The following is a 24,351-nucleotide window of genomic DNA, read 5'->3' as shown; positions in this document are numbered from 1 at the left end:
CGCGTCGCGGCTGAATGGATTCATGCGACGCGCTTTAAGTTATTGTTTTTATGCATGTCGTCATCGCAAAACCGCTGCACACTTTTGCGTGACATGCATTAAACCCCGTAGCGCTCGGTGCGGATGAGGCTTGCCGGAACGCCGGCATCGATCAGCGCCTGGGCGGCGGCCGACACGAACGCATTCGAGCCGCAGACAAAGGCGAACCTTGGCGGCGCGGGCAGCCGCAGCATCGATTGCTCCATCATCGCGGCATCGACCCGCCGCGAATAGTCTGACGGGCGCGGGGCGGCCTCGCGGGTCAGCGCCAACACCAGATCGAAGCCGTCCCGGCGATCGTGGACGTCGATCAGCTCGTCGCGAAAGATCACCTCGTCCCAGACCCGTGCGGAAAATACCAATGCCACGGGCACCGCCGATCTGCGCGCGCCGCGATGGCGGATCATCGCCATCAGCGGTACCACGCCGGACCCGCCGCCGACCAGCAGAAGCGGGCCGCCGTCGCTGTCGGACCAGACGAAGTGGCCGCCGAGCGGGCCGCGCAACTCGACCTCGTCGCCGACCGCCGCGATATCGTGGAAGAAGGGTGAGACCTCGCCATCATCGAGCCTTTCGATCGCCAGTTCGATCGTCTCGCCGGCTTCCGGCGCCGAGGCGATTGAGTAGGAGCGGCGCGCCTGATAGCCGTCCGGCGCCGTCAGCCTGACATCGACATGCTGCCCGGCACGATAGGCGAAGGGCCGCGACGGCTGGAGGAAAAAGCTGGTGACGCGCGGCGTGCGCTTTTCGATGCGGGCGATGGTCACCGTCTGCCAGGGCGACTGCGCCGCCGGCGCGTCGCTCATGGATCGCCCGTATAGCGCTGCTCGCGCCACGGGTCGCCATAGATGTGATAGCCGCGCAGCTCCCAGAAGCCGGGCTCGTCGCGCTCGGTGAACTGCAGGCCGTTCAGCCATTTGGCCGACTTCCAGAAATAGAGATGCGGAACCAGCAGCCGCGCCGGGCCGCCATGGTCCGGCGTGATCGGCTTGCCTTCGTAAAGCAGCGCCACCATTGCCTTGCCGGCAGTGAGATCCTGCGTCGGCACGTTGGTTGTATAGCCGTCGAAGGACAGCGCCAGCGTGAAGGCGGTCGGTGGCTCGATGCCGGCATCCGCCAGAATATCGTCGACCATCACACCCTGCCACGCCGTGTCGAACTTGGTCCACGCGGTGACACAATGGATGTCGCGCGTCATCTTGGTCAAAGGCAGCGCGTTGAACTCTGTCCAGTTCCACGTCTTGATCGGCCGCGGTCCGTGCTTGAGCGTGAACGACCAGTCCTCGGTGCGCACAGGCGGCGTCGGCCCGGCCGACAGCACCGGAAACCCTTGCTCGAGATACTGCCCCGGCGGGATACGCGCATCCGCATCCGTCGGGGGCTTTCGTCCTGAAGAGAAGCCGCGGGTGACCATCGAGACAATCCGTTTGCATCAGGCCGCCTGTCGGCCTTCACCAATGTTGTCAAAGATACTCTGGCGGGCAACCAGATTCTTGGCTTATGCGCCGTCTGTTCGCCTGAGATAACCGGTGGCGATCTCGCGCATCCGTTTGGCGTCGAAGCTTGGTCCATGGCCGCCATGGCCGATGCTGACAGGCAGATCGAGCAGCCGCTGCATGGTTCGGCGATAGGCTGATCGGTCGGAATCCGGCAGGTCGTCGATCAGCAAGGCGTCGTAGATGGCGTCGCCGGCGAAGAACAGGCCGTCGGCCTCATCGAACAGCGCGATCGAATCCGGCGAATGGCCGGGCAGATGCAGCACCCGGAATTGCCGGTCGCCAAGGTCGACCAGATCGCCCTCGTCAAGCGTCCGCGTCAGCGGCGCCGGCTGGATTCTGTATTCGGCCGCTCTCCAGGCCGGTGCCGGCAGCTTCGAGACGGCGCCGTCGAGATGATGAAACATGTGGGCGTAGGTGACGGCGTCATCCATGCTGTCGAATTGCGCAGCACTCATCCTCGGCCCGGCTCGCAGCGGGAATTCGTGCAGCGAGCCGACATGGTCGAGGTGGATATGGGTGGCGACGACGAGCAGCGGCTTGCCATCAGGCGTGTCGATCTCCGGCGCCAGCGGGCAAATCCCCATGCCGGTGTCGACAAGCAGGTCGACGTCGCGGCCGCGCAGATGCCAGATGTTGGCGCGCACGAAATCATGCACGAACGGCTCGGTCAGCATGGTTGTAACGGCGTCGACCTTCGTCTTGCTGAACCAATCATCCATCAGAGGGCCGGCATCAGACGAACGGTTCTCCAACCTTGTATTTTTCGGGAACCAGTCGCTTCAGATAGGCCATTCCTGCATCGGAGAGCTGATTGACCTCAGGCAGCATGAAATCGTCGGGCATGTGACGGGTCTTGCCGGCGACGTTTTTCAGCGGCACCTTGTTCAGCACGGTTTTCTCGCCGTCATATTGCAGTGCCACCGAGCCGCCGCCCTGTTCGGCGACAGCGACCGCAAAGACGCCGGCATCGAAGGCTTCCTGCGCATCGACGGCGTTGATGGCGCCGACATAGCCGCGCGGCATGTAGCCGAGCGCATCGACGCGGGCCCGCTTGCCCGGCAATCCTTCGGCCAGCGCGCGCTCGAGGGCGGCCGGCAGGTCGCTGCCCGACAGCTTGACGTTGCCATGCGCATCGCGCTCCAGTTTGTCCGGCGGGACAAGACTTTCGACCAGCGCCTTGCCGTCGGCGGTGCTGACGCCTTCGGAGACTGCGACGATGCAGCGCTTGTGGCGATCAAGCGTGGCGCGAACATCGTCGATGAAGGCCGCAGCCGAGAACGGACGCTCCGGCACATAGACGAGATGCGGGCCGCTGTCGGGATCAAGCTGCCATGCGGCGGCGGCGGCGGTGAGGAAACCGGCATGCCGCCCCATGACGATGCCGACATAGATGCCGGGCAGAGCACGGAAATCGAGGTCGACCGAGAGAAAGGCGCCGGCGACGAACTCGGCTGCCGAAATGAAGCCGGGCGTGTGGTCGTTCTCCTCGAGATCGTTGTCGATGGTTTTCGGCGCATGGACGAAAGCCATCTTGCCGCCGGCGGCGTCGGTCAGGATCTGCTGCGTGCCGGACGTGTCGTTGCCGCCGATATAGATGAAGGCATCGGCGCCAGCCTTCTTCAGGCCGTTGAGGATGATCTCGCAATAGGCCTCGTCAGGCTTGTCGCGCGTCGAGCCAAGCGCGGCGCTCGGCGTCGCCGCAATCAGCCGCAACCGGTCCTCAGGGATAGCCGAAAGATCGACATAGTTGCCGTCGCGGATGCCGCGCACGCCATGGATGGAGCCCAGGACCTTGGCGCCGGGATGCCGCCTGCGGATCTCGAGTGTGGCGCCCACCACCGTCTGGTTGATGACGGCGGTCGGGCCGCCGCCTTGCGCGATGACAAAAGTTCCGGACATGCTTCACGTCTCCCGAGCAGTGACTTTGCAGGGCACATTCGCCTGTCTTGCGAGATCGCGCAACGGGAGAGTCGAGCGGCCGCGTCAGCCGCCTCGAGTTCAGACGATGACCGGGAGGGTCAGACGACGACGACCGGGTTCTTCCTGGAGACGCGGCTGTAGAGGTCGATGATGTCCTGGTTGATCAGGCGAACGCAGCCCGACGACATCGCTTGGCCGATGCTCCACCATTCGGGCGAACCGTGGATGCGGTAGCCGGTGTCCTGGCCGTTCTGGTAGATGTACAGCGCACGCGCGCCGAGCGGGTTGTCGAGGCCGCCGGGCTGCCCGGCCTGCCATTTCACCAGTTCCGGCTTGCGGGCGATCATCTCGGCCGGCGGCCTCCAGGTCGGCCATTCCTTGCCGTACTGGATGTTGGCGCGGCCGGACCAGCGGAAGCCATCCTTGCCGATGCCGACGCCGTAACGGATAGCGTCACCGCCGGGCTGCACCAGGTAGAGCAGCCGCTCCTGCGAATGGACGACGATGGTGCCGGGCTGCTCGCCAGTCGGGTCGACGACGATCTGGCGGCGGAACTCCGGCTTGACCTTGAGGTAGGGTACTTCCGGCAGCGTGAAGCCGCCGTCGGTGACGGAGGCATACATCACACCAGGGCTGGTGATGTTCTTGTCGACGCTGATGCTCGGGCGGACAGGGGTGATCGCGCCGGTGGTGACGCCGTCGAGTTGCAGCGCCGACAGGTCGAGCGTCTGGCTGCAGCCGGCGACGCCGAGCAGCGCCAGCGCACCGGCGCCGGACAACACTGCGCGGCGGGAAAGCTGGATTTCGGAAATTTCGATTTCGTCGCCATCGTGCGGCGGCGTCAGACCTTGCGGCAACTCACGCATCTACCCAAACCCTACGCTGTCGGCGGGAAACACGGTCCGGCCGGATAGAGTGCATTTTCACCAATCATGGTTGAAAAAGCGTGAAGAACCGTCGCCTGATGTTAGGGGCATTTTCGATTTTTGCCCCTTTACATCTTTGTGAGCCCAAGGATTTATCCTCTTCTTGGAGCTCAAGGAGACGAACATGTCCTTCGAAAACTGGGCCGCCTTTGCCGCCGCCTCGACGATCCTTCTTGTCATTCCCGGCCCGACCATCCTTCTGGTCGTATCCTATGCGCTCGGCCAGGGCTGGCGCACCGCGCTGCCGATGGCGGTCGGCGTGGCGTTTGGCGATTTTACCGCGATGACGCTGTCGATGCTTGGCATCGGCGCGCTGCTGGCGGCGTCGGCCACCGTGTTCACGGTGCTGAAGGTGGTCGGCGCCGGCTATCTGATCTATCTCGGCATAAAGCTGTTTCGCGCCGGCGGCACGCTCAAGGCCGAGCCGCGCCTGGACGCGGTGTCCTCGGCCAAGATGATGGCGCATGCCTGGCTGGTCACCGCGCTCAATCCGAAAAGCATCACCTTCTTCGTCGCCTTCCTGCCGCAGTTCCTCGACCGGCATGCCGATTTCTGGACGCAGATGCTGATCTTCGAGACGACTTTCCTGGCGCTCGCCTTCGCCAATGCCTTCGGTTACGCGCTGATCGCCGCAAGGGCACGCAACGTCGTTCGCAACCCGAAGGCGATCCGCATCTTCAACCGCACTGGCGGCACGCTGCTGGTCGGCGCCGGCATCGCCACAGTGGCGATGCGCTCGGGCAATTGAGGACATGACGTGGCAGTCAGGGACGCATTCGGGCTGACGTTTTCGGGCGCGACGGAGGCCGGGTTCTCGTCCTACAGCCAGGCCGTGCGCGAACTGCAATGCTTCATCGGCGACCCGGTCGGCTCGGTCGATCGCGCCATCGCCGAGGATCCCGGCTTCGTCATGGCGCATGTGTTCAAGGGCTATCTCTTCGGCCTCGCCACCGAGCGCGAGGCGACAGCCGTGGCCAAGACATGCCATGAGGCGGCACTGCCGCTTGCCGCCACGCCGCGCGAGCAGGCGCATGTCGCAGCACTTGGCCATCTTGCCGCAGGACGCTGGCATGAAGCCGCCCGTCTGCTCGAGGATATCGCCATCGAGTTTCCACTCGATGCGCTGGCGCTGCAGACCGGGCACCAGATCGATTTCTTCACCGGCAATGCCCGCATGCTGCGCGACCGCATCGGCCGCGCGCTGCCATCGTGGCAAAGCGGGATGCCGGGCTACCACGCCGTACTCGGCATGCAGGCGTTCGGACTGGAGGAAATGGGCGACTATGCGCGCGCCGAAAAGCTTGGCCGCATGGCAGTCGACATCGAGCCGCGCGACGGCTGGGCGCAGCACGCCGTCGCCCATGTCATGGAAATGCAGACCCGGCAAAGGGACGGCATCGCTTGGATGCGCGCCAACCCCGACGCGTGGACGCGTGAAAGCTTCCTGAAAGTGCATAATTGGTGGCATCTGGCGCTGTTCCACTATGATCTCGGCGAGACCGACGAGGCGTTGGCGCTCTATGACGGCCCAATCTACGGCGAACACTCGACGCTGGCGCTCAACATGGTCGACGCCTCGGCGATCCTGTGGCGGCTGCATCTCGGCGGCGTCGATGTCGGCGGCCGCTGGGCGGCCCTCGCCGCCAACTGGGCCAAGGCCAGCGCCGGCAACTATGCCTTCAACGATGCCCACGCAATGATGGCCCTCGTCGGCGCCGGCCAGGAAGCGCCGGCTCGCACCTTGCTCGAAACACAGCGCGAGGCCATGCACGCCAACGACGACAACGCCGCCTTTACCCGGGATGTCGGCTACCCCCTGGCGCTCGCCATCAAGGCGTTCGGCGACGGCAATTTTGCCGAGACGGTCCGCCTGATCCGACCCATCCGGGCGATCGCCCACCGCTTCGGCGGCAGTCATGCGCAGCGCGACGTCATCGACCTGACGCTGATCGAGGCGGCGCTGCGGTCGGGCGACCGTGCGTTGGCTAGGGCACTTGCCGCGGAACGCGCGCTGGCGCGGCCCGCCAACCCGCTCTCGGCGCTGCTTTCGCGGCGCGCTGCCGATTGGTCGGAGAATTGACCGCAGGCGGATCTTGTCTTAAAAACTGCCAAGTCAGATTTTTTCGAGATCCGAAAAAATTAATGGCAATGGGAGGACACCATGTATCTCGGCCTCGATCTGGGCACGTCGGGCGTCAAGGCGCTGTTGATCGATGCCGGGCAGAGCATCATCGGCTCCGGCCACGCGTCACTCGACGTGTCGCGGCCGCACCCCGGCTGGTCGGAGCAGAACCCCGCCGAGTGGATCCGCGCCTGCGAGGAAGCGATCGCCGAGCTCAAGGTTTCTCATCCAGAACAGCTCGCCGCCGTGAAGGGCATCGGCCTCTCCGGCCAGATGCATGGCGCTACATTGCTCGATGCCGGCGACCAGGTGCTGCGCCCCTGCATCCTGTGGAACGACACGCGCAGCCATGCCGAGGCGGCCAAGCTCGACGCCGACCCGCGCTTTCGCAAGCTGACCGGCAACATCGTCTTTCCCGGTTTCACCGCGCCAAAGCTGGTCTGGGTGAAAAACAACGAGCCGGATATTTTCGCCAAGCTGACAAAGGTCTTGCTGCCGAAGGACTTCCTGCGGCTCTGGCTCACCGGCGAGCATGTTTCGGAGATGTCGGACTCGGCCGGCACGTCCTGGCTCGATGTCGGCAAGCGAGGCTGGTCATCCGACTTGCTTTCCGCCACGTCGCTCGATGAGAAGCAGATGCCGTCACTGGTCGAAGGCACTGAGAAGGCCGGCGCGTTGCGCAGCGAACTGGCCTCGAAATGGGGGATGCAGGCGGGCATCCCGATCGCTGGTGGCGCCGGCGACAATGCGGCGTCGGCTTGCGGCATGGGCACGGTCGCCGCCGGCCAGGCCTTTGTCTCGCTTGGTACGTCAGGCGTGCTGTTTGCCGCCAATGCGTCCTATCTGCCCAACCCGGAAAGCGCGGTGCACACATTCTGCCACGCGCTGCCCGACACCTGGCACCAGATGGGCGTCATCCTGTCGGCAACCGATTCGCTCAACTGGCTGTCCGAGATTTCAGGCAAAGGCGCCGGCGAGCTGACCGCCGAGCTCGGCGATACGCTGAAGGCGCCGACCGGCGTGTCCTTCCTGCCCTATCTCTCGGGCGAGCGCACCCCGCACAATGATGCGGCCATTCGCGGCTCGTTTACCGGGCTTGCGCATGAATCGAGCCGCGCCGTGTTGACCCAGGCCGTGCTGGAGGGCGTGGCTTTCGCCTTCCGCGACAGTCTCGAAGCCCTGGCCAAAGCCGGCACGACGCTGACGCGGGTGACGGCGATCGGCGGCGGCTCGCGCTCGCACTACTGGCTAAAGGCAATCGCTACCGCGCTCGGCCTGCCCGTCGACATTCCCGCCGACGGCGATTTCGGCGCCGCCTTCGGTGCAGCGAGGCTTGGCCTGATCGCGGCGACGGGCGCCGATCCGCTCAGAGTGTGCACGGCGCCGGCCACCGATGCCACAATCGAGCCGGTCGCCGCGCTAAGCAACGCCTATGCGGATGCCTATCAGCGCTACCGCTTGCTTTACCCGGCTATCAAGGCGGCCACGGCGTGAGTGGTTTCCCACCCCCGCCGCGGCCCGAGATCACCTCACTGTGCCGGGACCTTGTCGAGAAAGCCGGTGACGCTTTTCAGGCGGCCATTCTCGATGACGCCGATGTCGGTGCCTTCGATGACGGAATCGGTGCCTTCCGGCCCGAGATTCCACGAGAAGCGGATCGTGTCGTCAAACCCATCCGGCTTGCCCTTCAGCGAAAACCGGAACCCGGCAAAACGTTTTTGGACACCATCGATCAGTGCGGCGAGGCCATTGTGGCCGTCTCCCTGCACGATCGGATCGCGGTAGCTGATGTCATCGGTGAAGGCCGCCTTGAGCAAGGCTTGCCGGCGCGCGGCATCGCTCTCGTTCCATGTGGCGATGTAGTTTTCGGCGATCGTGTTGAGGTCGGTCATGGTCTGTCTCCGTTGTTGATTGGCTTTGACATGACCTTTTTCATCCAGCGCCAGCGCGAAACCAATTACGCCTGAGGTAATCAGGACCGAACCCTGCGAGAGGACTGACAGACATGACCAGCGGCTTTTTCGGCGACATCCAGAAGATCAAATACGAGGGGCCGGATTCGACCAATCCGCTGGCCTACCGGTTCTACAATCCCGATGAAATTGTCGCCGGCAAGCGGCTGGAAGACCATTTGCGCTTTGCCGTCGCCTACTGGCATTCCTTCGCCTGGCCGGGCGGCGATCCGTTCGGCGGCCAGACCTTCGAGCGGCCGTGGTTCGCCGAGGCCGGTGGCACCGACACGATGGAACTGGCCAAGCTCAAGGCCGATGTCGCCTTCGACATGTTTTCGCTGCTGGGTGTTCCCTATTTCTGCTTCCACGATGCCGATATGCGGCCGGAGGGAAAAGACTTTTCTGAAAGTGTCGCGCGGCTCGACGAGATATCAGACTATTTTGCGGCGAAGATGAAAAAGACCGGGGTCAAGCTGCTTTGGGGCACGGCCAACCTGTTCTCCAATCGCCGCTTCATGGCGGGAGCCGCCACCAATCCCGACCCGGACGTCTTTGCCTATGCGGCAGCGACGGTCAAACACTGCATCGACGTCACCAAGCGGCTGAAGGGCGAGAATTATGTGCTGTGGGGTGGCAGGGAAGGCTATGAGACGCTGCTCAACACCGACCTTGCCCGCGAACAGGAACAGGCCGGCCGCTTCCTCAACCTGGTCGTTGACTATAAGCACCGGATCGGCTTCAAGGGCACCATCCTGATCGAGCCGAAGCCGCAGGAGCCGACAAAGCACCAGTACGACTATGATGTCGCCACGGTCTACGGCTTCCTGAAGCGCTTCGGGCTGGAGAAGGAGGTCAAGCTCAACATCGAGCAGGGCCATGCGATCCTGGCCGGCCATTCCTTCGAGCATGAACTGGCGCTGGCCAATGCGCTCGGCATCTTCGGCTCGATCGACATGAACCGCAACGACTACCAGTCGGGCTGGGACACCGACCAGTTCCCCAACAACGTGCCGGAGATGGCATTGGCCTATTATCAGGTCCTGCAGGCCGGTGGCTTCAAGACCGGCGGCACCAATTTCGACGCCAAGCTTCGGCGACAGTCGCTCGATCCGCAGGATCTGCTGATTGGCCATATCGGCGGCATGGATTGCTGTGCACGCGGCCTCAAGGCCGCTGCTAAAATGGTGGAGGACAAGGCGCTGTCGGGACCGTTGGCCGAGCGCTATGCCGGCTGGAATTCGGCCGAGGCCAAGGCGATGCTTGCCGGCAAGCGGACGCTGGAGGAGATCACCGAGCGCGTCGTCAAGAAGAAGATCGAGCCGCAGCCGAGATCCGGCCGCCAGGAACTGCTCGAGAATATCGTCAACCGGTACGTCTGAGGTGCCGCACCGACGGGTCTGTTGACCGACCCGCCGGCCCGGAACAGCTTTGCGCGAGGGCGGAACCGACGACAAGGTTTTGCCTCGCACCGCCCCTCAATCGCCTCGCTCTTGCCTTCAAACAGCCGTCACGAATCTCGTATATGTGGTTCGTGGCGGGAACAGAAAGAAGGAGGCGAAACGATATGCAGCACGAACGCGAAATCGACGCCCTGCTCTCATCTGGCGAGGGATCGATCATCGACCGGCTGATGGCGCTGCCGCATCCGAAGGATGGCGCGCGCGGTGCAAACGAATGGGACCGCGCGGTCGCCAGCCGCTTCGAGACCCACCTTGCGAGACAGATGCGCTCGCAGATCGACGGCAAAAGCGACCGCCAGGACGCTGCCTGATCCCGACTATCTCCTGCGCAGCCTGACCGGCGCTTCGCCGAAAGCCCTTGAGAACGCCCTGGAAAATGCCGCGGCGGACGAGAACCCCGTTCGCCCGGCAATATCGGCCATGGCCACGCGCGTGTCGACCACCAGCCGGCGCGCTGCACCCAGCCGCAGCCTGAGATAATAGGCGCCCGGCGTCTCGCCGATCGACTTGCGAAAGATGCTTTCCAGCGTACGTGCCGTCACCCCGGCACGCTTTGCCACCGCGGCGATGGTCAAGGGCTGGTCGACGTGGGTTTCCATCAGCCGGATGGCTTGCGCAAGCCGCGGATCGTAGCCGTCGAGGCGGCCGAGCGAGACCAAAGGCTGCGCGTCGGTCGCGGCGCGTGCCTGGTCGTAGATGAAGACGCTTGCCACATCGAGCGCGACCGCCATGCCGAGCCGCGTGCGGATCAGATGCAGCATCAGGTCGAAGGTCGGCGAAGCGCCACCGGAGGTGAAGACCGGCCCGTCGATGACATAGCGGTCGGGGCGAACGTCGACTTCGGGAAAGGCCGAGGAGAAGTCCTCCATGTCCTCCCAATGGGTGGTGGCGCTGCGCCCTTCCAGCAGACCGGCGCGGGCGACCAGCCAGGTACCGGCTTCGACGCCGCCGCAGGCGCGTGCGGCGCGCCCCGCTCGGCGCAGGCCGGCAAGCAGGGCCGACGTGGCATAGTTCTGCGTGCCGAAACCGGCGACGACGACAAGCACATCCGTCGTATCCGCCGCATCGAAGCGGCCGCTGACCGCAACCGGCAGGCCGCATGTGGTGACCGGCGCTTCGCCGGTCACCGAAACCAGCCTGAAATCGAACAGCGTCTCGCCGGCAATACGGTTGGCGGCGCGCAGCGGATCGACGGCCGAGGCCACACACATGATCGACGACCCGGAAAACACCAGCAGCGTCACCTTGAGCGGCAACCGTTCGGCGCGAAAGATCGACGACTTTTCGTTTTTCATCATACGCACTTCGTAAAATGCAAAACAGTTTCCGGCAAGTCAGGCATTGTTGCCATCTGTTCGATTGGGTCCATGTTTGATCGGGACCATCTGTGCTGATTGGGAGAAAAGTCGATGCCGCTTGCGATGAACCGTGAGGTCTTCATTACCTGTGCCATAACCGGGTCCGGCAGCTCGCAAGACCGCAGCCCGCATGTGCCGCGCTCGCCCAAGCAGATCGCCGATTCGGCCATCGACGCGGCAAAGGCGGGTGCCGCGATCGTCCACTGCCATGTGCGCGACCCCGAAACCGGCAGGCCGCGCCGCGACGTGCAGCTTTATCGCGAAGTGACCGAGCGCATCCGTGCGGCAGACGTCGACGTGGTGCTGAACCTGACCGCCGGCATGGGCGGCGACATGGTGTTCGGCTCGCCAGAAAACCCGCTGCCGCTGAACGAGAAAGCCACCGATATGGGCGGCGCCACCAACCGCGTGGAACATGTGCGCCAGTGCCTGCCGGAGATCTGCACGCTCGACTGCGGCACCATGAATTTCGCCGAGGCCGACTATGTCATGACCAACACGCCAGGCATGCTGCGCGCCATGGGCGGCATGATGACGGCGCTTGGCGTCAAGCCGGAGATCGAGGCCTTCGACACCGGCCATCTGTGGTTTGCCAAGCAACTGGTCGAGGAAAAGGTGCTGGACCCGGATGCTCTCGTGCAATTGTGCATGGGCGTGCCATGGGGCGCGCCGGACGATCTCAACACTTTTATGGCGATGGTCAACAATGTGCCGTCAGGTTGGACCTGGTCGGCGTTCTCCATCGGCCGCAACCAGATGGCCTATGCCGCCGCCGCGGTGCTGGCCGGCGGCAATGTCCGCGTCGGGCTCGAGGACAATCTCTGGCTCGACAAGGGCGTGCTGGCAACCAATGCGCAGCTGGTCGAGCGGGCGGTCAGCATCGTGTCGAACATGGGCGCAAGGGTCATCGGCCCCGATGAAGTGCGCAAGAAGCTCAATTTGACAAAGCGCGCGCCGCTTTGAACAAGCAATCGGTAGGGAGGAGCCGCCGATGAAGACCGTGAAATTCACCGCAATGAAGGATGGCGACCGCGACGATTACGCGTTCCTCACCGAGCACGAGATCGACTATGCGGCGAAGACCGGCGAACGGCTGCTTGACGCGCTTGTCCAACTCGACGAAGGCCTGTCCGGCTATAAGATCACCCGGCTCGGCCATTCGCTGCAGGCGGCGACGCGCGCATGGCGCGACGGCGCCGACACCGACTGGATCGTCTGCGCCCTGCTGCACGACATCGGCGACGTCTACGCACCGTACAATCACGACGAATATGCAGCTTCGGTCCTAAAACCTTTCGTGCGCGAGCAGTGCACCTGGGTTGTGGAAAAGCACGGCGACTTCCAGCGCCTCTATTACGCCCACCATCTCGGCGGCAATCCGCATGCGCGCGACCGTTTCGCCGGCCACCTTTATTTCGACGATTGCGACCAGTTCTGTGAGCGCTGGGACCAGTCGAGCTTCGACCCCGACTACGAGACGTTGCCGATCGACTTCTTCCGGCCCTTCGTGCTCGAGGTGTTTGCGCGCAGGGCCTATGACCCCACCGTGATCCGCGCCGGCGAGCGCGTGCCTCTCATCGACCTGGAAAAAGCCAGGACAAGAACCGGAGCTTCCGCATGAGCATCATCACCAAGGCAGCTGCAATCGGCGGCGGCGTCATCGGCGCCGGCTGGGTGGCGCGGCTGCTCTTGAACGGCATCGACGTGTCGATTTTCGACCCCGACCCCGAAGCCGCGCGCAAGGTCGGCGAAGTGATGAAAGGCGCGCGCCGCGCCTACAAGCAGATGCTGCCCGACGGCCTGCCAAAAGAAGGCAAATTGGCCTTTGCCAAGACCATTGCCGACGCCGTCGCCGATGCCGATTTCATCCAGGAAAGCGTGCCGGAACGGCTCGACCTGAAACACCGCGTGCTGGCCGAGATCGACCTCTATGCCCCGGCCAATGCCATCGTCGGCTCCTCGACCTCCGGCATCAAGCCGACCGACATGCAGGTGGCGATGAAGAAGCATCCGGAACGGCTGGTCGTCGGCCATCCATTCAACCCGGTCTATTTGCTTCCGCTGGTCGAGATCGTCGGCGGCGAGCAGACCTTTCCCGAGGCGATCGAGGTCGCCAAGGAGATGTACGCCTCGATCGGCATGAAACCGGTGGTGATCCGCAAGGAGATCGAGGCGTTCGTCGGCGACCGCCTGCTGGAGGCGGCATGGCGCGAGGCGCTGTGGCTGATCAAGGACGGCATCTGCACGGTCGAGGAACTCGACGACATCATGCGCTATGGCTTCGGCCTGCGCTGGGCGCAGATGGGCATGTTCCAGGTCTACCGCGTCGCCGGCGGCGAGGCCGGCATGCGCCATTTCATGGCGCAGTTCGGGCCGTGCCTGAAATGGCCGTGGACCAAGCTGATGGATGTGCCGGAGTTCAACGACGAACTGGTCGACCTGATCGCCACGCAGTCGGACGATCAGGCGGATGGCCTGTCGATCCGCGAGCTCGAAAAGATCCGCGACGACAATCTGGTCGCCATCATGGATGCGCTCTCGAAGCAGAACAAAGGCAGGGGCTGGGGCGCCGGCGCCTTGCACAAGGACTATACCAAGCAGCTCGCCAAGCTTGCGGCGAAGAAGCCCACCGCCTCCAGGGCGGCCGAGAAGGCCAAGGCCGAAAAGCCGAAGAAAAAGAAGAAAGGCTGAGACCATGGATTTTGGCCTCTCCGAGGAACAGAAACTGATCGTCGAGACGACGCGCGCCTTCGTCGAGAACGAGCTTTACCCGCATGAGCGCGAGGTGGAGCGCACCGGCGTGCTGCGCCGCGAGCTGATCGATGAGATCAAGGCCAAGGCGATCGAAGCCGGGCTCTATGCCGCCAACATGCCTGCGGAGGTCGGTGGCGCCGGCCTCGATACGGTGACCTGGCTGCTTTACGAGAAGGAGCTCGGCCGCGCCAATTACGCACTGCACTGGACCTGCGTGGCGCGGCCATCCAACATCCTCTTGGCCGGCACGCCGGAGCAGCGCGAAAAGTATCTCTATCCCTGCATTCGCGGCGAGAAGTGGGATTGCCTGGCGATGACCGAGCCGGGTGCCGGCTCCGATCTGCGCGGCATGAAGGCAACCGCAGTGCAGGACGGCGACGACTGGGTGCTGAACGGCACCAAGCACTTCATCAGCCATGCCGATCTTGCCGATTTCGCCATCGTCTTCATGGCTTCGGGCGAAGAGGAGACGCCGCGTGGAAAACGCAAGAAGATCACCGCCTTCTTCGTCGACAAGGGCACCAAGGGTTTTACGGTGCGTGACGGCTACCGCAACGTCTCGCACCGCGGCTACACCAACGCCATCCTCGAATTCGACGATTGCCGGCTACCCGGAGCCCAGGTTCTGGGCGAGGTCGACAAGGGTTTCGACGTCGCCAATTCGTGGCTTGGCGCAACCCGCCTGCAGGTCGGCGCGACCTGTCTCGGCCGGGCCGAGCGGGCGCTTGGCCACGCCATCGAATACGCCGCGCAGCGCCAGCAGTTCGGCCAGCAGATCGGCAAGTTCCAGGGCGTTTCATTCAAGCTTGCCGATATGGCGACCGAACTGAAAGCGGCCGACCTGATGGTGTTCGAAGCCGGCTGGAAGTACGATCAGGGCACCGTCACCGATCAGGACATGGCCATGGCCAAGCTGAAGGCCACCGAAATGCTTGCCTTCGTCGCCGACGAGGCGATCCAGATCCATGGCGGCATGGGGCTGATGGATGATCTGCCGCTGGAACGCATCTGGCGCGACGCCCGCGTCGAGCGCATCTGGGAAGGCACGTCGGAAATCCAGCGCCACATCATTTCACGGGCGCTGCTGCGCCCGTTCGGGGGCTGATAAATGCACAAACTTGAGCGCCTCTTGCGCCCGCGAACGATCGCCGTGTTCGGCGGCGCGCAGGCCGCCGCCGTCGTCGCGCAGTCGATCAAGATGGGCTTTGCCGGCGAGATCTGGCCGGTGCACCCGACCAAGGATGAAGTCGCTGGCCGCAAGGCCTACCGCTCGGTGGCCGACCTGCCCGGCGCGCCCGACGCCGCCTTTGTCGGCGTCAACCGGCATTTGACCATCGAGGTGGTCAAGGCGCTGGCCGAACGCGGCGCAGGCGGCGCCGTCTGCTTTGCCGCCGGCTTTCTCGAGACCGAGGCTTATGACGAGCATGGCGAGCGATTGCAGGCGGAACTGGTCGCTGCGGCGGGCCAGATGCCGATCATCGGGCCGAACTGCTACGGCCTGATCAATTATGCCGATGGCGCGCTTTTATGGCCCGACCAGCATGGCGGCATCAGGCTGGCCGAGGGTGGCCGCGGGGTCGCCATCATCACCCAGTCGTCGAACATCGCCATCAACATGACGATGCAGAAGCGCGGCCTGCCGATCGCCTTTCTGATGACCGCCGGCAACCAGGCACAAACCGGCCTTTCGGAAATGGCGCTCGGCCTGATCGAGGACGATCGGGTCACTTCGCTCGGCCTGCATATCGAGGCGTTCGATTCGGTAGCCGGCTTCGAAAGGCTGGCCGCGCGGGCGCGAGAGCTGAAGAAACCGATCATCGCCATGAAGGTTGGCCGCTCCGAGCAGGCGCGGCAAGCAACGGTGTCGCATACCGCGTCGCTGGCCGGCTCGGACGCTGCCTCGGGTGCCTTCCTGAAGCGGCTCGGCATCGCCCGCGTCGATTCCATCCCTGCCTTCATCGAGGCGCTCAAGCTGCTGCACGTCACCGGCCCCCTGCCCGGCTACCGGCTGTCGTCGATGAGCTGTTCGGGCGGCGAGGCGTCTGTCATGGCCGACAGCGCCGAAGGCCGCTGGGTCAATTTCCCGGCGCTGACCGACACCCACCGCGCCCACGTCAAATCGACGCTCGGGCCGCTGGTTGCGGTGGCCAACCCGCTCGACTACCACACCTTCATCTGGAACAACGAGCCGGCGATGACCGCCACCTTCACCGCCATGGTGTCGGGCGGCTTCGACCTCAACATGCTGGTGCTCGATTTCCCGCGCCCCGACCGCTGCTCCGACACCGACTGGTGGACGACGCTGCGCGCCTTCGAATCGGCGCTGAAGACCAACAAGGCGCAGGGCGCGATCGTCTCCTCGCTGCCGGAGAACCTGCCTGAGGAATACACCGCCGGGCTGATGGCACGCGGCATGGTGCCGTTGTTCGGCATTTCCGAGGCCATGGACGCCGCCCAGGCGGCCGCCTTCATCGGCTGGGCCTGGCGCGAGCCGCAGGCGCAGCCGATCGACACCTCCGCTTCCGGGGCGCCGGCCGGCGACCATGTCACGCCTGATGAGGCCGAGGCGAAAGCGCGGCTGATCGAGGCCGGGCTCCCCGTGCCGAGGGGTGAACGCGCCGGCAATGCGGTCGAGGCGGTCATCTCCTCGATGGCGCTCGGTTTTCCGGTTGCGCTGAAGGCTTTGGGCGTCACCCACAAATCCGAGCTTGACGCGGTTCGGCTCAACCTCAGGGACGCCGAATCCGTCAGCACGGCCGCCCATGATCTCGATGCGCTCGGCACCGGCCTCTATGTCGAGCGCATGGTGCGCGACGGCGTCGCCGAACTGCTCGTCGGCTTCACCCGTGACCCGATGTTCGGCGCGGTGATGACGCTGGGCACCGGCGGCGTGCTGGTCGAGCTGCTGCGCGACAGCGTCACGCTGATGCTGCCGGCGACCCGCGACGACATCGAGGCGGCATTGCGCGGGCTCAAATTGTTCCCGCTGCTCGAAGGCTATCGCGGCCGGCCCAAGGCCGATCTCGCGGCGGCCATCGAGGCGATATCAGGCATCGCCGCCTTCGTGCAGAAAAATGCCGGCGAGATCGAGGAGCTCGACATCAACCCGCTGATCGTCTGCGCGCAAGGCAAAGGCGCCTGGATCGCCGACGCGCTGCTGGTGCTTGGAGAAAACTAGAATGTCTGACGTCATCACCACCCGCCGCGAGGGCACCATCCTCGAAGTCACGCTCGATCGGCCCAAGGCCAACGCTATCGACCTCAACACCTCGCGGCTGATGGGCGAGACCTTCAAGGCGTTCCGTGACGATCCGGATCTGCGGGTCGCCATTGTCAAGACCGCCGGCGACAAGTTCTTCTGCGCCGGCTGGGACCTGAAAGCCGCGGCCAGCGGCGATGCTGTCGACGGCGACTATGGCGTCGGCGGGTTCGGCGGGCTGCAGGAGCTGCGCGATCTCAACAAGCCGGTCATCGCCTGCGTCAACGGCATGGCGGTCGGCGGCGGCTTCGAGCTGGCGCTGTCCTGCGACCTCATCTACGCGTCGGATCACTCCTCCTTTGCGCTGCCGGAAATTCGCGCCGGCACGCTGGCCGATGCAGCGACGATCAAGCTGCCGAAGCGCATTCCCTATCATGTCGCCATGGACCTTTTGTTCACCGGCCGCTGGATGGATGTCGCCGAAGCGCATCGCTGGGGTCTGGTCAACGAGGTTCTGCCCAAGGAGAAGCTCGAGGATCGCGTCTGGGAGATCGCACGACTGCTCGCCGGCGGTCCGCCGCTGGTCTTTGCCGCGATCAAGGAGACGGCGCGGATCGCCGAAGCACTCACCTTCCAGGACGCGATGAACCGGGTGACGCGCCGCCAATTGGCGACGGTTGACGCACTGTACGGCTCGGAGGACAATCTCGAGGGTTTTCGCGCCTTTGCCGAAAAGCGCGACCCGGTGTGGAAGGGGAAGTGAAGGTATCGCGGAGATGATGGCGATCCGGCCCACCCCCCTCTGGCCTACCGGGCATCTCCCCCGCAAGGGGGGAGATTGGCAGCTTCGGCCATACATCCCATCCTGCGACGTTGAAGATTGGCGAAAGCCGACACGATATCCGATCTCCCCCCTTGCGGGGGAGATGGCCGGCAGGCCAGAGGGGGGTGCCCAGGCTCAACCTTGGCAGCCCATCCAGCGTCCATGACCGACTACAAAAAACTCATCAACGCCGAGACCTGGGCCTTCATCGAGCGGACCAATTCCTATTTTCCGCCTGATGCGATCGACTACACCATCGATCAGCAGCGCGACATCTACGACCGCATGTGCCGTGAATTCTCTGCCGGCCACCCAGACAACGTTACGGCGGAGACCACCGCCATTGCCACGCCTTCGCATCCCATCCCGATCCGCATCTACCGCACACCCGCGCCGGAAGCGGCGGCGATGGTGCTTTATTTCCATGGCGGCGGTTATATCCTCGGCGGGCTCGACAGCCATGACGACCTCTGCGCCGAGCTTTGCAGCCGCACCGGCTATGAGCTGGTTTCGGTCGATTACCGGCTGGCGCCGGAACATCTGCATCCGGCCGGCTTCGACGATGCCATCAGCGCCTTCGAATGGGCGGCGACGACCTACAAGCGCCCGATCCTGCTTTGCGGCGACAGCGCCGGCGGCAATCTTGCCGCCGCGGTCAGCCATGCGACGCGCGGCCATGCACGAAGGCCGATCGGCCAGGTTCTGATCTATCCCGGCCTTGGCGGCGACCGCTCGCAAGGCTCTTACGTGACCCATGCCGAGGCGCCGATGCTGACGGTCCGCGACCTCGATTTCTACACGAATACCAGGACCGGCGGCGAAGACCGCACCGGCGATCTCACGCTGTCGCCGCTGGCCGATGCCGATTTTGCCAATCTGCCGCCGACTGTGCTGATCACCGCCCAATGCGACCCGCTGTCGTCAGACGGCGAGGCCTATCGCGACCGCCTCGTCGCGGAGGAGGGTCACGCCTACTGGTTCGAAGAGCCGGGGCTGGTGCATGGCTATCTCAGAGGCCGGCACACGGTCGGTCGTGCGCGCTCGAGCTTTACCCGGATCGTTGACGCGGTATCGGCTCTGGGACGCGGCGAATGGATCTGGTGAGGGTCCTACCCCACTGCCCGCGACGCCGCCCGGCCGGCGCCGCGGCCTGAAAAAATGCAGCCGCCAAGAAACGTCCCTTCCAGCGCCGCATAGCCATGCATGCCGCCGCCGCCGAAACCGGCGGCTTCGCCGACCGCGTACAATCCCTCGACCGGCTGGCCATCGGTACCCAGGACACGGCTGTCGAGATCGGTCTGCAAGCCGCCCAGCGTCTTGCGGGTCAGGATGTTGAGCCTGACCGCGATCAGCGGCCCATTGGCAGGGTCGAGCATCTTGTGCGGCTTGGCCGTGCGGATCAGCCGGTCGCCGAGATAGGCTCGGGCGCCGCGCAAGGCGGTGATCTGCATATCCTTGGAGAACGGATTGTCGAGCTGCCGGTCACGGGCGCGGATTTCGTGCTCGACCTGCGCCAGTTCGAGCAGCGGCTCGCCGCCGACAAGCGCGTTCATGCGGGCGACCAGCGCCGGCAAACCAGGCTCGACGATGAAATCCTCGCCCTTCTCCATGAACGCCTTTACCGGACCGGGAACGCCCGATGTGGCGCGGCCAAGCACCTGGCGCCAGCTTTTTCCGGTGAGGTCGGGGTTCTGCTCGGAGCCCGACAGCGCGAACTCCTTCTGGATGATCTTTTTGGTCAGGATGAACCAGGAATAATCGAAGCCGGTGCTCATGATGTGGCTGAGCGTGCCCAGCGTGTCGAAGCCGGGATAGAGCGGCACCGACAGGCGCTTGCCGCGGGCGTCGAGCCACAGCGACGACGGGCCGGGCAGGATGCGGATTGCATGGTCGGTCCAGAGCGGCGCCCAGTTCCTGATGCCTTCGACATAGTGCCACATGCGGTCGCGGTTGATGATGCTGCCGCCGGCCTGTTCGGTGATCGCCAGCATGCGGCCGTCGACATGATCGGGAACGCCAGAGATCATGCGTCTGGGCGGCTTGCCGAGCCGCTGCGGCCAGTTTTTGCGGACAAGCTCGGGATTGCCGCCGATGCCGCCGGAGGCGACGATGACCGCTTGCGCCTTGAGCTCGAAGTCGCCGGCGATGTCGCGCGAACTCCTGCGGCCGCGCTCGACATCGCTCGGCTCAAGCATGTCGCCGCGCACGCCATTCACGACGGCGCCTGTCCGCGTCAGTTCGTTGACCCGGTGGCGGAATTTGAAGCGGATCAGCCCGCTATTCTCGGCCTCGCGCACGCGCCGTACGAACGGGTCGAGCACGCCCGGCCCGGTGCCCCAGGTGACGTGAAAGCGCGGCACCGAATTGCCGTGGCCGACGGCGTTGCCGCCGCCGCGCTCGGCCCAGCCGACGATTGGGAAGAACTTCATGCCGCGCTGCGTCAGCCAGGAGCGCTTCTCGCCGGCGGCGAAGCCGACATAGGCCTCGGCCCAGCGGCGCGGCCAGAAATCTTCCGCACGGTCAAAGGCGGCGGTGCCAAGCCAGTCCTCGAGCGCCAGATCATGCGAATCGCGGATGCGCATGCGCCGCTGCTCGGGCGAATCGACGAGGAAGATGCCGCCAAGCGACCAGAACGCCTGGCCGCCGAGCGACTGTTCAGGCTCCTGGTCGACAACGATGGTCTTCTTGCCGGCTTCGGCCAGCTCGGCCGCCGCGACGAGCCCGGCAAGGCCGGCGCCGACAATGATCACATCCGCATCGTCAGCCACTTTCTCCCTCCGGCTCTCCTCCCCGGCTGACGATTGTCAGACCGTCTCCCAGCCCTCCTTCTCGCCGGCGCGGAAGATGGCGTCGATGACCTTCTGGTTGAGCACGGACTCTTCCAGCGTGAAGACGCGGTCGGTGCCGCCCTGTGCCGCCCGCGCGAAGGCCTCGACCTCCAGCCGGTATTGCTGCATGCCGGGGAAGCGGAACACTTGCGCCTCGCTGTGGTTCTGGTTGTGCAGCTCGATGCGATGGTGGTCGTAGATGCCGGCGTTGAACGGCGAAAGCACCTCGATGAAGCCTTTCTCGCCGTGGAACACCATCACCTGCCGCGCCGCCATCTGCGTCGACAGATAGAACGACAATTCGAAGTCGCCGAAATCGGCGCGGATCGAGGAGTAGATGTCGGTGCTGAATGTCTTGTCGCGCTCGATCGTCGCCTGGACGCGCAGCGGCTCCTTACCCGTCGAAAAGCGCGTCGACACCGTCGGGTAGACGCCGATGTCGGGCAGCGCGCCGCCACCGAGGTCGAGCTGGTTGCGCATGTTCTTGGGATCGACATTGTAGTAGGAGAACGCGCCCTGGACATGGCGCAGCCGGCCGATGGCGCCGCTGGCGATCAGCTCGCGCACCTTGACCCATTGCGGGTGGTAGACGACCATGAAGGCTTCGCAGACCAGCACGTTTTTGGCGTCGCGCAGCTTGATCAGCGGCGGAATGTCCCTGGCGTCGAGCGCCAGCGGCTTTTCGACCAGAACATGCTTGCCGGCCTCGATCGCCTTGGCGGTCCATTCGACATGCTGGGCGGTCGGCAGCGGGATGTAGACGCCGTCGACATCCCTGGATGCGAGCAGCTCGTCATAGGAGCCGAAGGCATGGGGGGCGCCGAACCGATCGGCCAGGGCACGGGCTTTCGACAGGTCGCGGCTGGCGATCGCCGACAGCACGCCGTTCTCCGCCTCGACCATTGCAGGCAAAAGATGCTCGCGGCCGATTTTGGCCGTCGACAAAACACCCCATCGGAACATCAGGCTTCTCCCTCACAATTGCAGACGTGGAGGTTTGCCTGAAATCGGCAAAAAAGCCAATGCGAAGCATGGCAGCGAGCAAGGCGATCGTCTGCGGCTTGTTCGGATGCCGGCGCTGCCCTCCGCAGAGCTTGGGTTCCTCGTCTCCGCAAAGGGGGGGCGAGGAAACCAGGTCCTGCAAAGGCTATCCCCTTCTACCTGTATGTGTCATGTCGAAGTCGACGACGCTCCCACAAGCCGGCTTTCTATCTTGAAGAAATCGACAAAGGCTCGCAGCGCCGGCCGCATCTGGCGGCGGCTCGGGTAGTAGGCGAAGAAACCGTCGAAGGGCGGGCACCAGTCTTCCAGCACGCGAATGAGCCGGCCGGTGGCCAACGCCTCGCGGACATAGTCCTCGAACAGGAAGGCAAGCCCAGCGCCGTCGGCCGCCGCATTGGCGATCAGATGGTCCTCGTCGAGGATCAGCGGCCCTTGCACCGCCAGCTCGATCTCCTCGCCGTCCTTCTCGAATTCCCAGCGGTAGAGAATGCCGCTGGAGAAACGGAAGCGGATGCAACGGTGACCGACGAGATCGTGTGGATGGCGCGGCCTGGGCATGGTTGCGAAATAGGATGGCGCGCCGACGACGGCGCCGCGAAGGTTTGGACCGATGCGCACAGCGATCATGTCGCGCTGCAGGCTCTCGCCGAGCCGGACGCCGGCGTCGAAGCCGCCTTCGACCACATCAGTGAAGCGGTCTTCGATGACGATCTCCAGCACGATGTCGGGATAGGCCGATGCAAAGGCACCGAGCCGCGGCGTCAGCGCCAGGTGGGCGGCGGTGCGTGGCACGGTCAGCCGGAGATTGCCAGCCGGCCGGTCGCGCGCCTCGACCGCCGATTCCAGCGCCAGATCGATTTCCGACAGCGCCGGCCTCAGCCGCTCGAGCAGCTGTGCGCCTTCCTCGGTCGGGGCGACGCTGCGCGTGCTGCGCGCCAGGAGCCGCACGCCAAGACGCGCCTCCAGGCTGGAAACCGCATGGCTGACTGCGGAGGGCGCTATGCCGAGATCCTTGGCCGCACCACGAAAGCTGCCGCACTGGGCGACGGTTGCCAGCACCGCAAGTTGCGAGAGATGTGTTCGATTCATTGATCTATCTTTTAGAACAGCCCGTGCGAGTAAGCGCCGATTATCGAACGCAGTGCAAGACGCTATCTCTGCCGCATCACAACAAGGAGACGCGTGATGCAAACCCGCAAGCTTGGAAATGAACTTGACGTCTATCCGGTCGGCCTCGGCTGCATGGGGATGAGCTTCGGCTATGGCGGCCAGCCAGAGGTGGACGCGATCGCCACACTGCGCCGCGCCGTCGATATCGGCGTCAATTTCTTCGACACGGCTGAGGTCTATGGCCCGTACGAGAATGAGATCCTGCTCGGCAAGGCGCTGAAGCCGGTGCGTGGCCAGGTGACGATCGCGACGAAATTCGGCTTCAGGATTCTTGAAGAAGGTAACGGCGTCGAGCGCATGGCGGGTGTCGACAGTCGCCCCGAACACGTCAAGGCGGTGGCCGAAGCGTCGCTGAAGCGGCTGGGCACCGAGGTGATCGACCTGTACTACCAGCATCGCGTCGATCCCAATGTGCCGATCGAGGATACGGTCGGCGCTATGGCCGAGCTGGTGTGCGAGGGCAAGGTGCGCGCGCTCGGCCTGTCGGAGGCGAGTGCCGCGACCATCCGCCGGGCGCATGCGGTGCATCCGATATCAGCCGTGCAGAGCGAATATTCGCTGTGGAGCCGCGATCCGGAGGAAGAGGTGCTTGCTGTCTGCCGCGAGCTCGGCATCGGCTTTGTCCCCTACAGCCCGCTCGGCCGCGGCCTGCTGACCGGAGCAATCGCCAAGCCAGAGGTGCTCGGTGCCGATGACTGGCGGCGTGGACTACCGCGCTTCCAGGCCGACGCCATGGCCGCCAATGCGGCCGTTGTCGCGACGCTGGAGACAATCGCGGCGGACAAGGGCGTGACGCCGGCGCAGCTGGCGCTCGCCTGGGTGCTGCATCAGGGCGATTTCATCGTGCCGATTCCCGGTGCGCGAAAAATCCGCCATCTCGAGCAGAATGCGGCAGCAGCACAGATTGCGCTGAGCCAGGCGGAAGTGGCGGCCATTGGCGAAGCCCTGTCGCCGGAGAAGGTCGTCGGCAAGCGCTACACCGAAGAAATGCTGGCGCTGGTCAATGGATAACAGCGGCTATGAAATCCCTTCAGGCTTGAGTTGCCCATTCCGGGGGGCGAGCGCCAGCGTGAGGTCTCGCGCGGCTCTGCCTTCTCCCCTTGTGGGAGAAGGTGTCGCCGAAGGCGACGGATGAGGGGTGTTCCAGCTGGCAAAAGCCGCGCTCCGTCCAACACCCCTCTTCCGTCTTGGCGCTACGGGCCAATCCACCTTCTCCCACAAGGAGGCCTTTGCACAGAATCGGATTGATGATTCCGGGGGTAAGGAAGAGAGGGAGATGATTCGGATGGTCGATCGTGT

General features: G+C 64.5%; 23 protein-coding genes. 13 read left to right on the top strand and 10 right to left on the bottom strand.

Annotated features, from left to right (window positions below; translation table 11 throughout):
* Window positions 1-98 precede the first annotated feature (98 nt).
* The 5 genes from AC0L2V_RS23345 to AC0L2V_RS23325 form a co-directional block, all read right to left on the bottom strand.
* Window positions 99-845, bottom strand: a complete 747-nt coding sequence (locus AC0L2V_RS23345; protein WP_473507834.1) for an FAD-binding oxidoreductase — start codon at window positions 843-845, stop codon at window positions 99-101.
* The gene (locus tag AC0L2V_RS23340) at window positions 842-1,453 is read right to left on the bottom strand and encodes a molybdopterin-dependent oxidoreductase (RefSeq protein ID WP_473507835.1); all 612 of its coding nucleotides are present in this window, start codon (window positions 1,451-1,453) and stop codon (window positions 842-844) included. Before AC0L2V_RS23340 ends, AC0L2V_RS23345 begins: the two co-directional genes overlap by 4 nt.
* Window positions 1,454-1,537: 84 nt before the next feature.
* On the bottom strand, window positions 1,538-2,257 hold the full coding sequence (locus tag AC0L2V_RS23335; protein ID WP_473521336.1) for an MBL fold metallo-hydrolase: 720 nt from the start codon (window positions 2,255-2,257) through the stop codon (window positions 1,538-1,540).
* A 13-nt stretch (window positions 2,258-2,270) separates the two neighbouring features.
* On the bottom strand, window positions 2,271-3,437 hold the full coding sequence (locus AC0L2V_RS23330; protein WP_473521335.1) for a diphosphate--fructose-6-phosphate 1-phosphotransferase: 1,167 nt from the start codon (window positions 3,435-3,437) through the stop codon (window positions 2,271-2,273).
* Between the two features lie 119 nt (window positions 3,438-3,556).
* Window positions 3,557-4,324, bottom strand: coding sequence for a L,D-transpeptidase (locus AC0L2V_RS23325; protein ID WP_473521334.1), 768 nt, complete (start codon window positions 4,322-4,324; stop codon window positions 3,557-3,559).
* A gap of 184 nt (window positions 4,325-4,508) precedes the next feature.
* On the opposite strand from AC0L2V_RS23325, the gene AC0L2V_RS23320 reads away from it, so the two are divergent.
* From AC0L2V_RS23320 to xylB, 3 genes are all read left to right on the top strand, one after another.
* Window positions 4,509-5,132, top strand: coding sequence for a LysE family translocator (locus tag AC0L2V_RS23320; RefSeq protein ID WP_077375225.1), 624 nt, complete (start codon window positions 4,509-4,511; stop codon window positions 5,130-5,132).
* 9 nt (window positions 5,133-5,141) lie between these two features.
* The gene (locus AC0L2V_RS23315) at window positions 5,142-6,464 is read left to right on the top strand and encodes a tetratricopeptide repeat protein (RefSeq protein ID WP_473521333.1); all 1,323 of its coding nucleotides are present in this window, start codon (window positions 5,142-5,144) and stop codon (window positions 6,462-6,464) included.
* An 81-nt stretch (window positions 6,465-6,545) separates the two neighbouring features.
* The gene (gene xylB, locus AC0L2V_RS23310) at window positions 6,546-8,000 is read left to right on the top strand and encodes a xylulokinase (protein WP_473521332.1); all 1,455 of its coding nucleotides are present in this window, start codon (window positions 6,546-6,548) and stop codon (window positions 7,998-8,000) included.
* A gap of 35 nt (window positions 8,001-8,035) precedes the next feature.
* Here the strand turns inward: xylB and AC0L2V_RS23305 are convergent, their stop codons facing one another.
* Window positions 8,036-8,398 carry a nuclear transport factor 2 family protein gene (locus AC0L2V_RS23305; protein WP_473521331.1) on the bottom strand — a complete coding sequence of 121 codons (363 nt, stop codon included), beginning with the start codon at window positions 8,396-8,398 and terminating at the stop codon, window positions 8,036-8,038.
* Between the two features lie 113 nt (window positions 8,399-8,511).
* On the opposite strand from AC0L2V_RS23305, the gene xylA reads away from it, so the two are divergent.
* Together xylA and AC0L2V_RS23295 are read left to right on the top strand one after the other, a co-directional pair.
* Window positions 8,512-9,837, top strand: coding sequence for a xylose isomerase (gene xylA / locus AC0L2V_RS23300; protein WP_473521330.1), 1,326 nt, complete (start codon window positions 8,512-8,514; stop codon window positions 9,835-9,837).
* A 185-nt stretch (window positions 9,838-10,022) separates the two neighbouring features.
* On the top strand, window positions 10,023-10,229 hold the full coding sequence (locus AC0L2V_RS23295; RefSeq protein WP_023796867.1) for a hypothetical protein: 207 nt from the start codon (window positions 10,023-10,025) through the stop codon (window positions 10,227-10,229).
* A 6-nt stretch (window positions 10,230-10,235) separates the two neighbouring features.
* Here AC0L2V_RS23295 and AC0L2V_RS23290 read toward each other — a convergent pair whose 3' ends face one another.
* Complete coding sequence (locus AC0L2V_RS23290) at window positions 10,236-11,216, bottom strand: GlxA family transcriptional regulator (RefSeq protein WP_091592622.1); 981 nt, start codon at window positions 11,214-11,216, stop codon at window positions 10,236-10,238.
* A gap of 111 nt (window positions 11,217-11,327) precedes the next feature.
* Between AC0L2V_RS23290 and bcoG the strand changes: the two genes are divergently transcribed.
* From bcoG to AC0L2V_RS23255, 7 genes are all read left to right on the top strand, one after another.
* On the top strand, window positions 11,328-12,239 hold the full coding sequence (gene bcoG / locus AC0L2V_RS23285) for a 3-dehydrocarnitine:acetyl-CoA trimethylamine transferase BcoG (protein WP_023796869.1): 912 nt from the start codon (window positions 11,328-11,330) through the stop codon (window positions 12,237-12,239).
* Between the two features lie 28 nt (window positions 12,240-12,267).
* Entirely contained in the window at window positions 12,268-12,897 is a 630-nt protein-coding gene (locus AC0L2V_RS23280; protein ID WP_287226659.1) for an HD domain-containing protein, read from the top strand.
* On the top strand, window positions 12,894-13,967 hold the full coding sequence (locus AC0L2V_RS23275; protein ID WP_473521329.1) for a 3-hydroxyacyl-CoA dehydrogenase NAD-binding domain-containing protein: 1,074 nt from the start codon (window positions 12,894-12,896) through the stop codon (window positions 13,965-13,967). Before AC0L2V_RS23280 ends, AC0L2V_RS23275 begins: the two co-directional genes overlap by 4 nt.
* 4 nt (window positions 13,968-13,971) lie before the next feature.
* Window positions 13,972-15,135, top strand: a complete 1,164-nt coding sequence (locus AC0L2V_RS23270) for an acyl-CoA dehydrogenase family protein (RefSeq protein WP_473521328.1) — start codon at window positions 13,972-13,974, stop codon at window positions 15,133-15,135.
* A 3-nt stretch (window positions 15,136-15,138) separates the two neighbouring features.
* On the top strand, window positions 15,139-17,208 hold the full coding sequence (locus AC0L2V_RS23265; RefSeq protein WP_473521327.1) for an acetate--CoA ligase family protein: 2,070 nt from the start codon (window positions 15,139-15,141) through the stop codon (window positions 17,206-17,208).
* Window position 17,209: 1 nt separating this feature from the next.
* Window positions 17,210-17,992, top strand: coding sequence for a carnitinyl-CoA dehydratase (locus AC0L2V_RS23260; protein ID WP_473521326.1), 783 nt, complete (start codon window positions 17,210-17,212; stop codon window positions 17,990-17,992).
* A 222-nt stretch (window positions 17,993-18,214) separates the two neighbouring features.
* Entirely contained in the window at window positions 18,215-19,156 is a 942-nt protein-coding gene (locus AC0L2V_RS23255) for an alpha/beta hydrolase (RefSeq protein WP_473507848.1), read from the top strand.
* A gap of 5 nt (window positions 19,157-19,161) precedes the next feature.
* On the opposite strand, the gene AC0L2V_RS23250 is transcribed toward AC0L2V_RS23255, so the two are convergent.
* From AC0L2V_RS23250 to AC0L2V_RS23240, 3 genes are all read right to left on the bottom strand, one after another.
* The gene (locus AC0L2V_RS23250) at window positions 19,162-20,820 is read right to left on the bottom strand and encodes an FAD-binding dehydrogenase (protein WP_473507849.1); all 1,659 of its coding nucleotides are present in this window, start codon (window positions 20,818-20,820) and stop codon (window positions 19,162-19,164) included.
* 36 nt (window positions 20,821-20,856) lie between these two features.
* On the bottom strand, window positions 20,857-21,843 hold the full coding sequence (locus AC0L2V_RS23245) for a Gfo/Idh/MocA family protein (RefSeq protein WP_473507850.1): 987 nt from the start codon (window positions 21,841-21,843) through the stop codon (window positions 20,857-20,859).
* Window positions 21,844-22,050: 207 nt separating this feature from the next.
* On the bottom strand, window positions 22,051-22,971 hold the full coding sequence (locus tag AC0L2V_RS23240; RefSeq protein ID WP_473521325.1) for a LysR family transcriptional regulator: 921 nt from the start codon (window positions 22,969-22,971) through the stop codon (window positions 22,051-22,053).
* A gap of 96 nt (window positions 22,972-23,067) precedes the next feature.
* Here AC0L2V_RS23240 and AC0L2V_RS23235 point away from each other — a divergent pair, with 96 nt between their 5' ends.
* Entirely contained in the window at window positions 23,068-24,063 is a 996-nt protein-coding gene (locus tag AC0L2V_RS23235) for an aldo/keto reductase (RefSeq protein WP_473521324.1), read from the top strand.
* Window positions 24,064-24,351 lie beyond the last annotated feature (288 nt).

The organism is Mesorhizobium sp. WSM4814 (genome assembly GCF_055811595.1).
Note: the sequence above shows the minus strand (reverse complement) of the source record. Positions and strands in the feature narration are given on the sequence as shown.

What these genes read in the sequence shown, in the direction of transcription:
- AC0L2V_RS23345 (WP_473507834.1), bottom strand. Translation starts at nt 845, where the DNA reads ATGAGCGACGCGCCGGCGGCGCAGTCGCCCTGGCAGACGGTGACCATC.
- AC0L2V_RS23340 (WP_473507835.1), bottom strand. Translation starts at nt 1,453, where the DNA reads ATGGTCACCCGCGGCTTCTCTTCAGGACGAAAGCCCCCGACGGATGCG.
- AC0L2V_RS23335 (WP_473521336.1), bottom strand. Translation starts at nt 2,257, where the DNA reads ATGGATGATTGGTTCAGCAAGACGAAGGTCGACGCCGTTACAACCATG.
- AC0L2V_RS23330 (WP_473521335.1), bottom strand. Translation starts at nt 3,437, where the DNA reads ATGTCCGGAACTTTTGTCATCGCGCAAGGCGGCGGCCCGACCGCCGTC.
- AC0L2V_RS23325 (WP_473521334.1), bottom strand. Translation starts at nt 4,324, where the DNA reads ATGCGTGAGTTGCCGCAAGGTCTGACGCCGCCGCACGATGGCGACGAA.
- AC0L2V_RS23320 (WP_077375225.1), top strand. Translation starts at nt 4,509, where the DNA reads ATGTCCTTCGAAAACTGGGCCGCCTTTGCCGCCGCCTCGACGATCCTT.
- xylB (WP_473521332.1), top strand. Translation starts at nt 6,546, where the DNA reads ATGTATCTCGGCCTCGATCTGGGCACGTCGGGCGTCAAGGCGCTGTTG.
- AC0L2V_RS23305 (WP_473521331.1), bottom strand. Translation starts at nt 8,398, where the DNA reads ATGACCGACCTCAACACGATCGCCGAAAACTACATCGCCACATGGAAC.
- xylA (WP_473521330.1), top strand. Translation starts at nt 8,512, where the DNA reads ATGACCAGCGGCTTTTTCGGCGACATCCAGAAGATCAAATACGAGGGG.
- AC0L2V_RS23295 (WP_023796867.1), top strand. Translation starts at nt 10,023, where the DNA reads ATGCAGCACGAACGCGAAATCGACGCCCTGCTCTCATCTGGCGAGGGA.
- AC0L2V_RS23290 (WP_091592622.1), bottom strand. Translation starts at nt 11,216, where the DNA reads ATGATGAAAAACGAAAAGTCGTCGATCTTTCGCGCCGAACGGTTGCCG.
- bcoG (WP_023796869.1), top strand. Translation starts at nt 11,328, where the DNA reads ATGCCGCTTGCGATGAACCGTGAGGTCTTCATTACCTGTGCCATAACC.
- AC0L2V_RS23280 (WP_287226659.1), top strand. Translation starts at nt 12,268, where the DNA reads ATGAAGACCGTGAAATTCACCGCAATGAAGGATGGCGACCGCGACGAT.
- AC0L2V_RS23275 (WP_473521329.1), top strand. Translation starts at nt 12,894, where the DNA reads ATGAGCATCATCACCAAGGCAGCTGCAATCGGCGGCGGCGTCATCGGC.
- AC0L2V_RS23270 (WP_473521328.1), top strand. Translation starts at nt 13,972, where the DNA reads ATGGATTTTGGCCTCTCCGAGGAACAGAAACTGATCGTCGAGACGACG.
- AC0L2V_RS23265 (WP_473521327.1), top strand. Translation starts at nt 15,139, where the DNA reads ATGCACAAACTTGAGCGCCTCTTGCGCCCGCGAACGATCGCCGTGTTC.
- AC0L2V_RS23260 (WP_473521326.1), top strand. Translation starts at nt 17,210, where the DNA reads ATGTCTGACGTCATCACCACCCGCCGCGAGGGCACCATCCTCGAAGTC.
- AC0L2V_RS23255 (WP_473507848.1), top strand. Translation starts at nt 18,215, where the DNA reads ATGACCGACTACAAAAAACTCATCAACGCCGAGACCTGGGCCTTCATC.
- AC0L2V_RS23245 (WP_473507850.1), bottom strand. Translation starts at nt 21,843, where the DNA reads ATGTTCCGATGGGGTGTTTTGTCGACGGCCAAAATCGGCCGCGAGCAT.
- AC0L2V_RS23240 (WP_473521325.1), bottom strand. Translation starts at nt 22,971, where the DNA reads ATGAATCGAACACATCTCTCGCAACTTGCGGTGCTGGCAACCGTCGCC.
- AC0L2V_RS23235 (WP_473521324.1), top strand. Translation starts at nt 23,068, where the DNA reads ATGCAAACCCGCAAGCTTGGAAATGAACTTGACGTCTATCCGGTCGGC.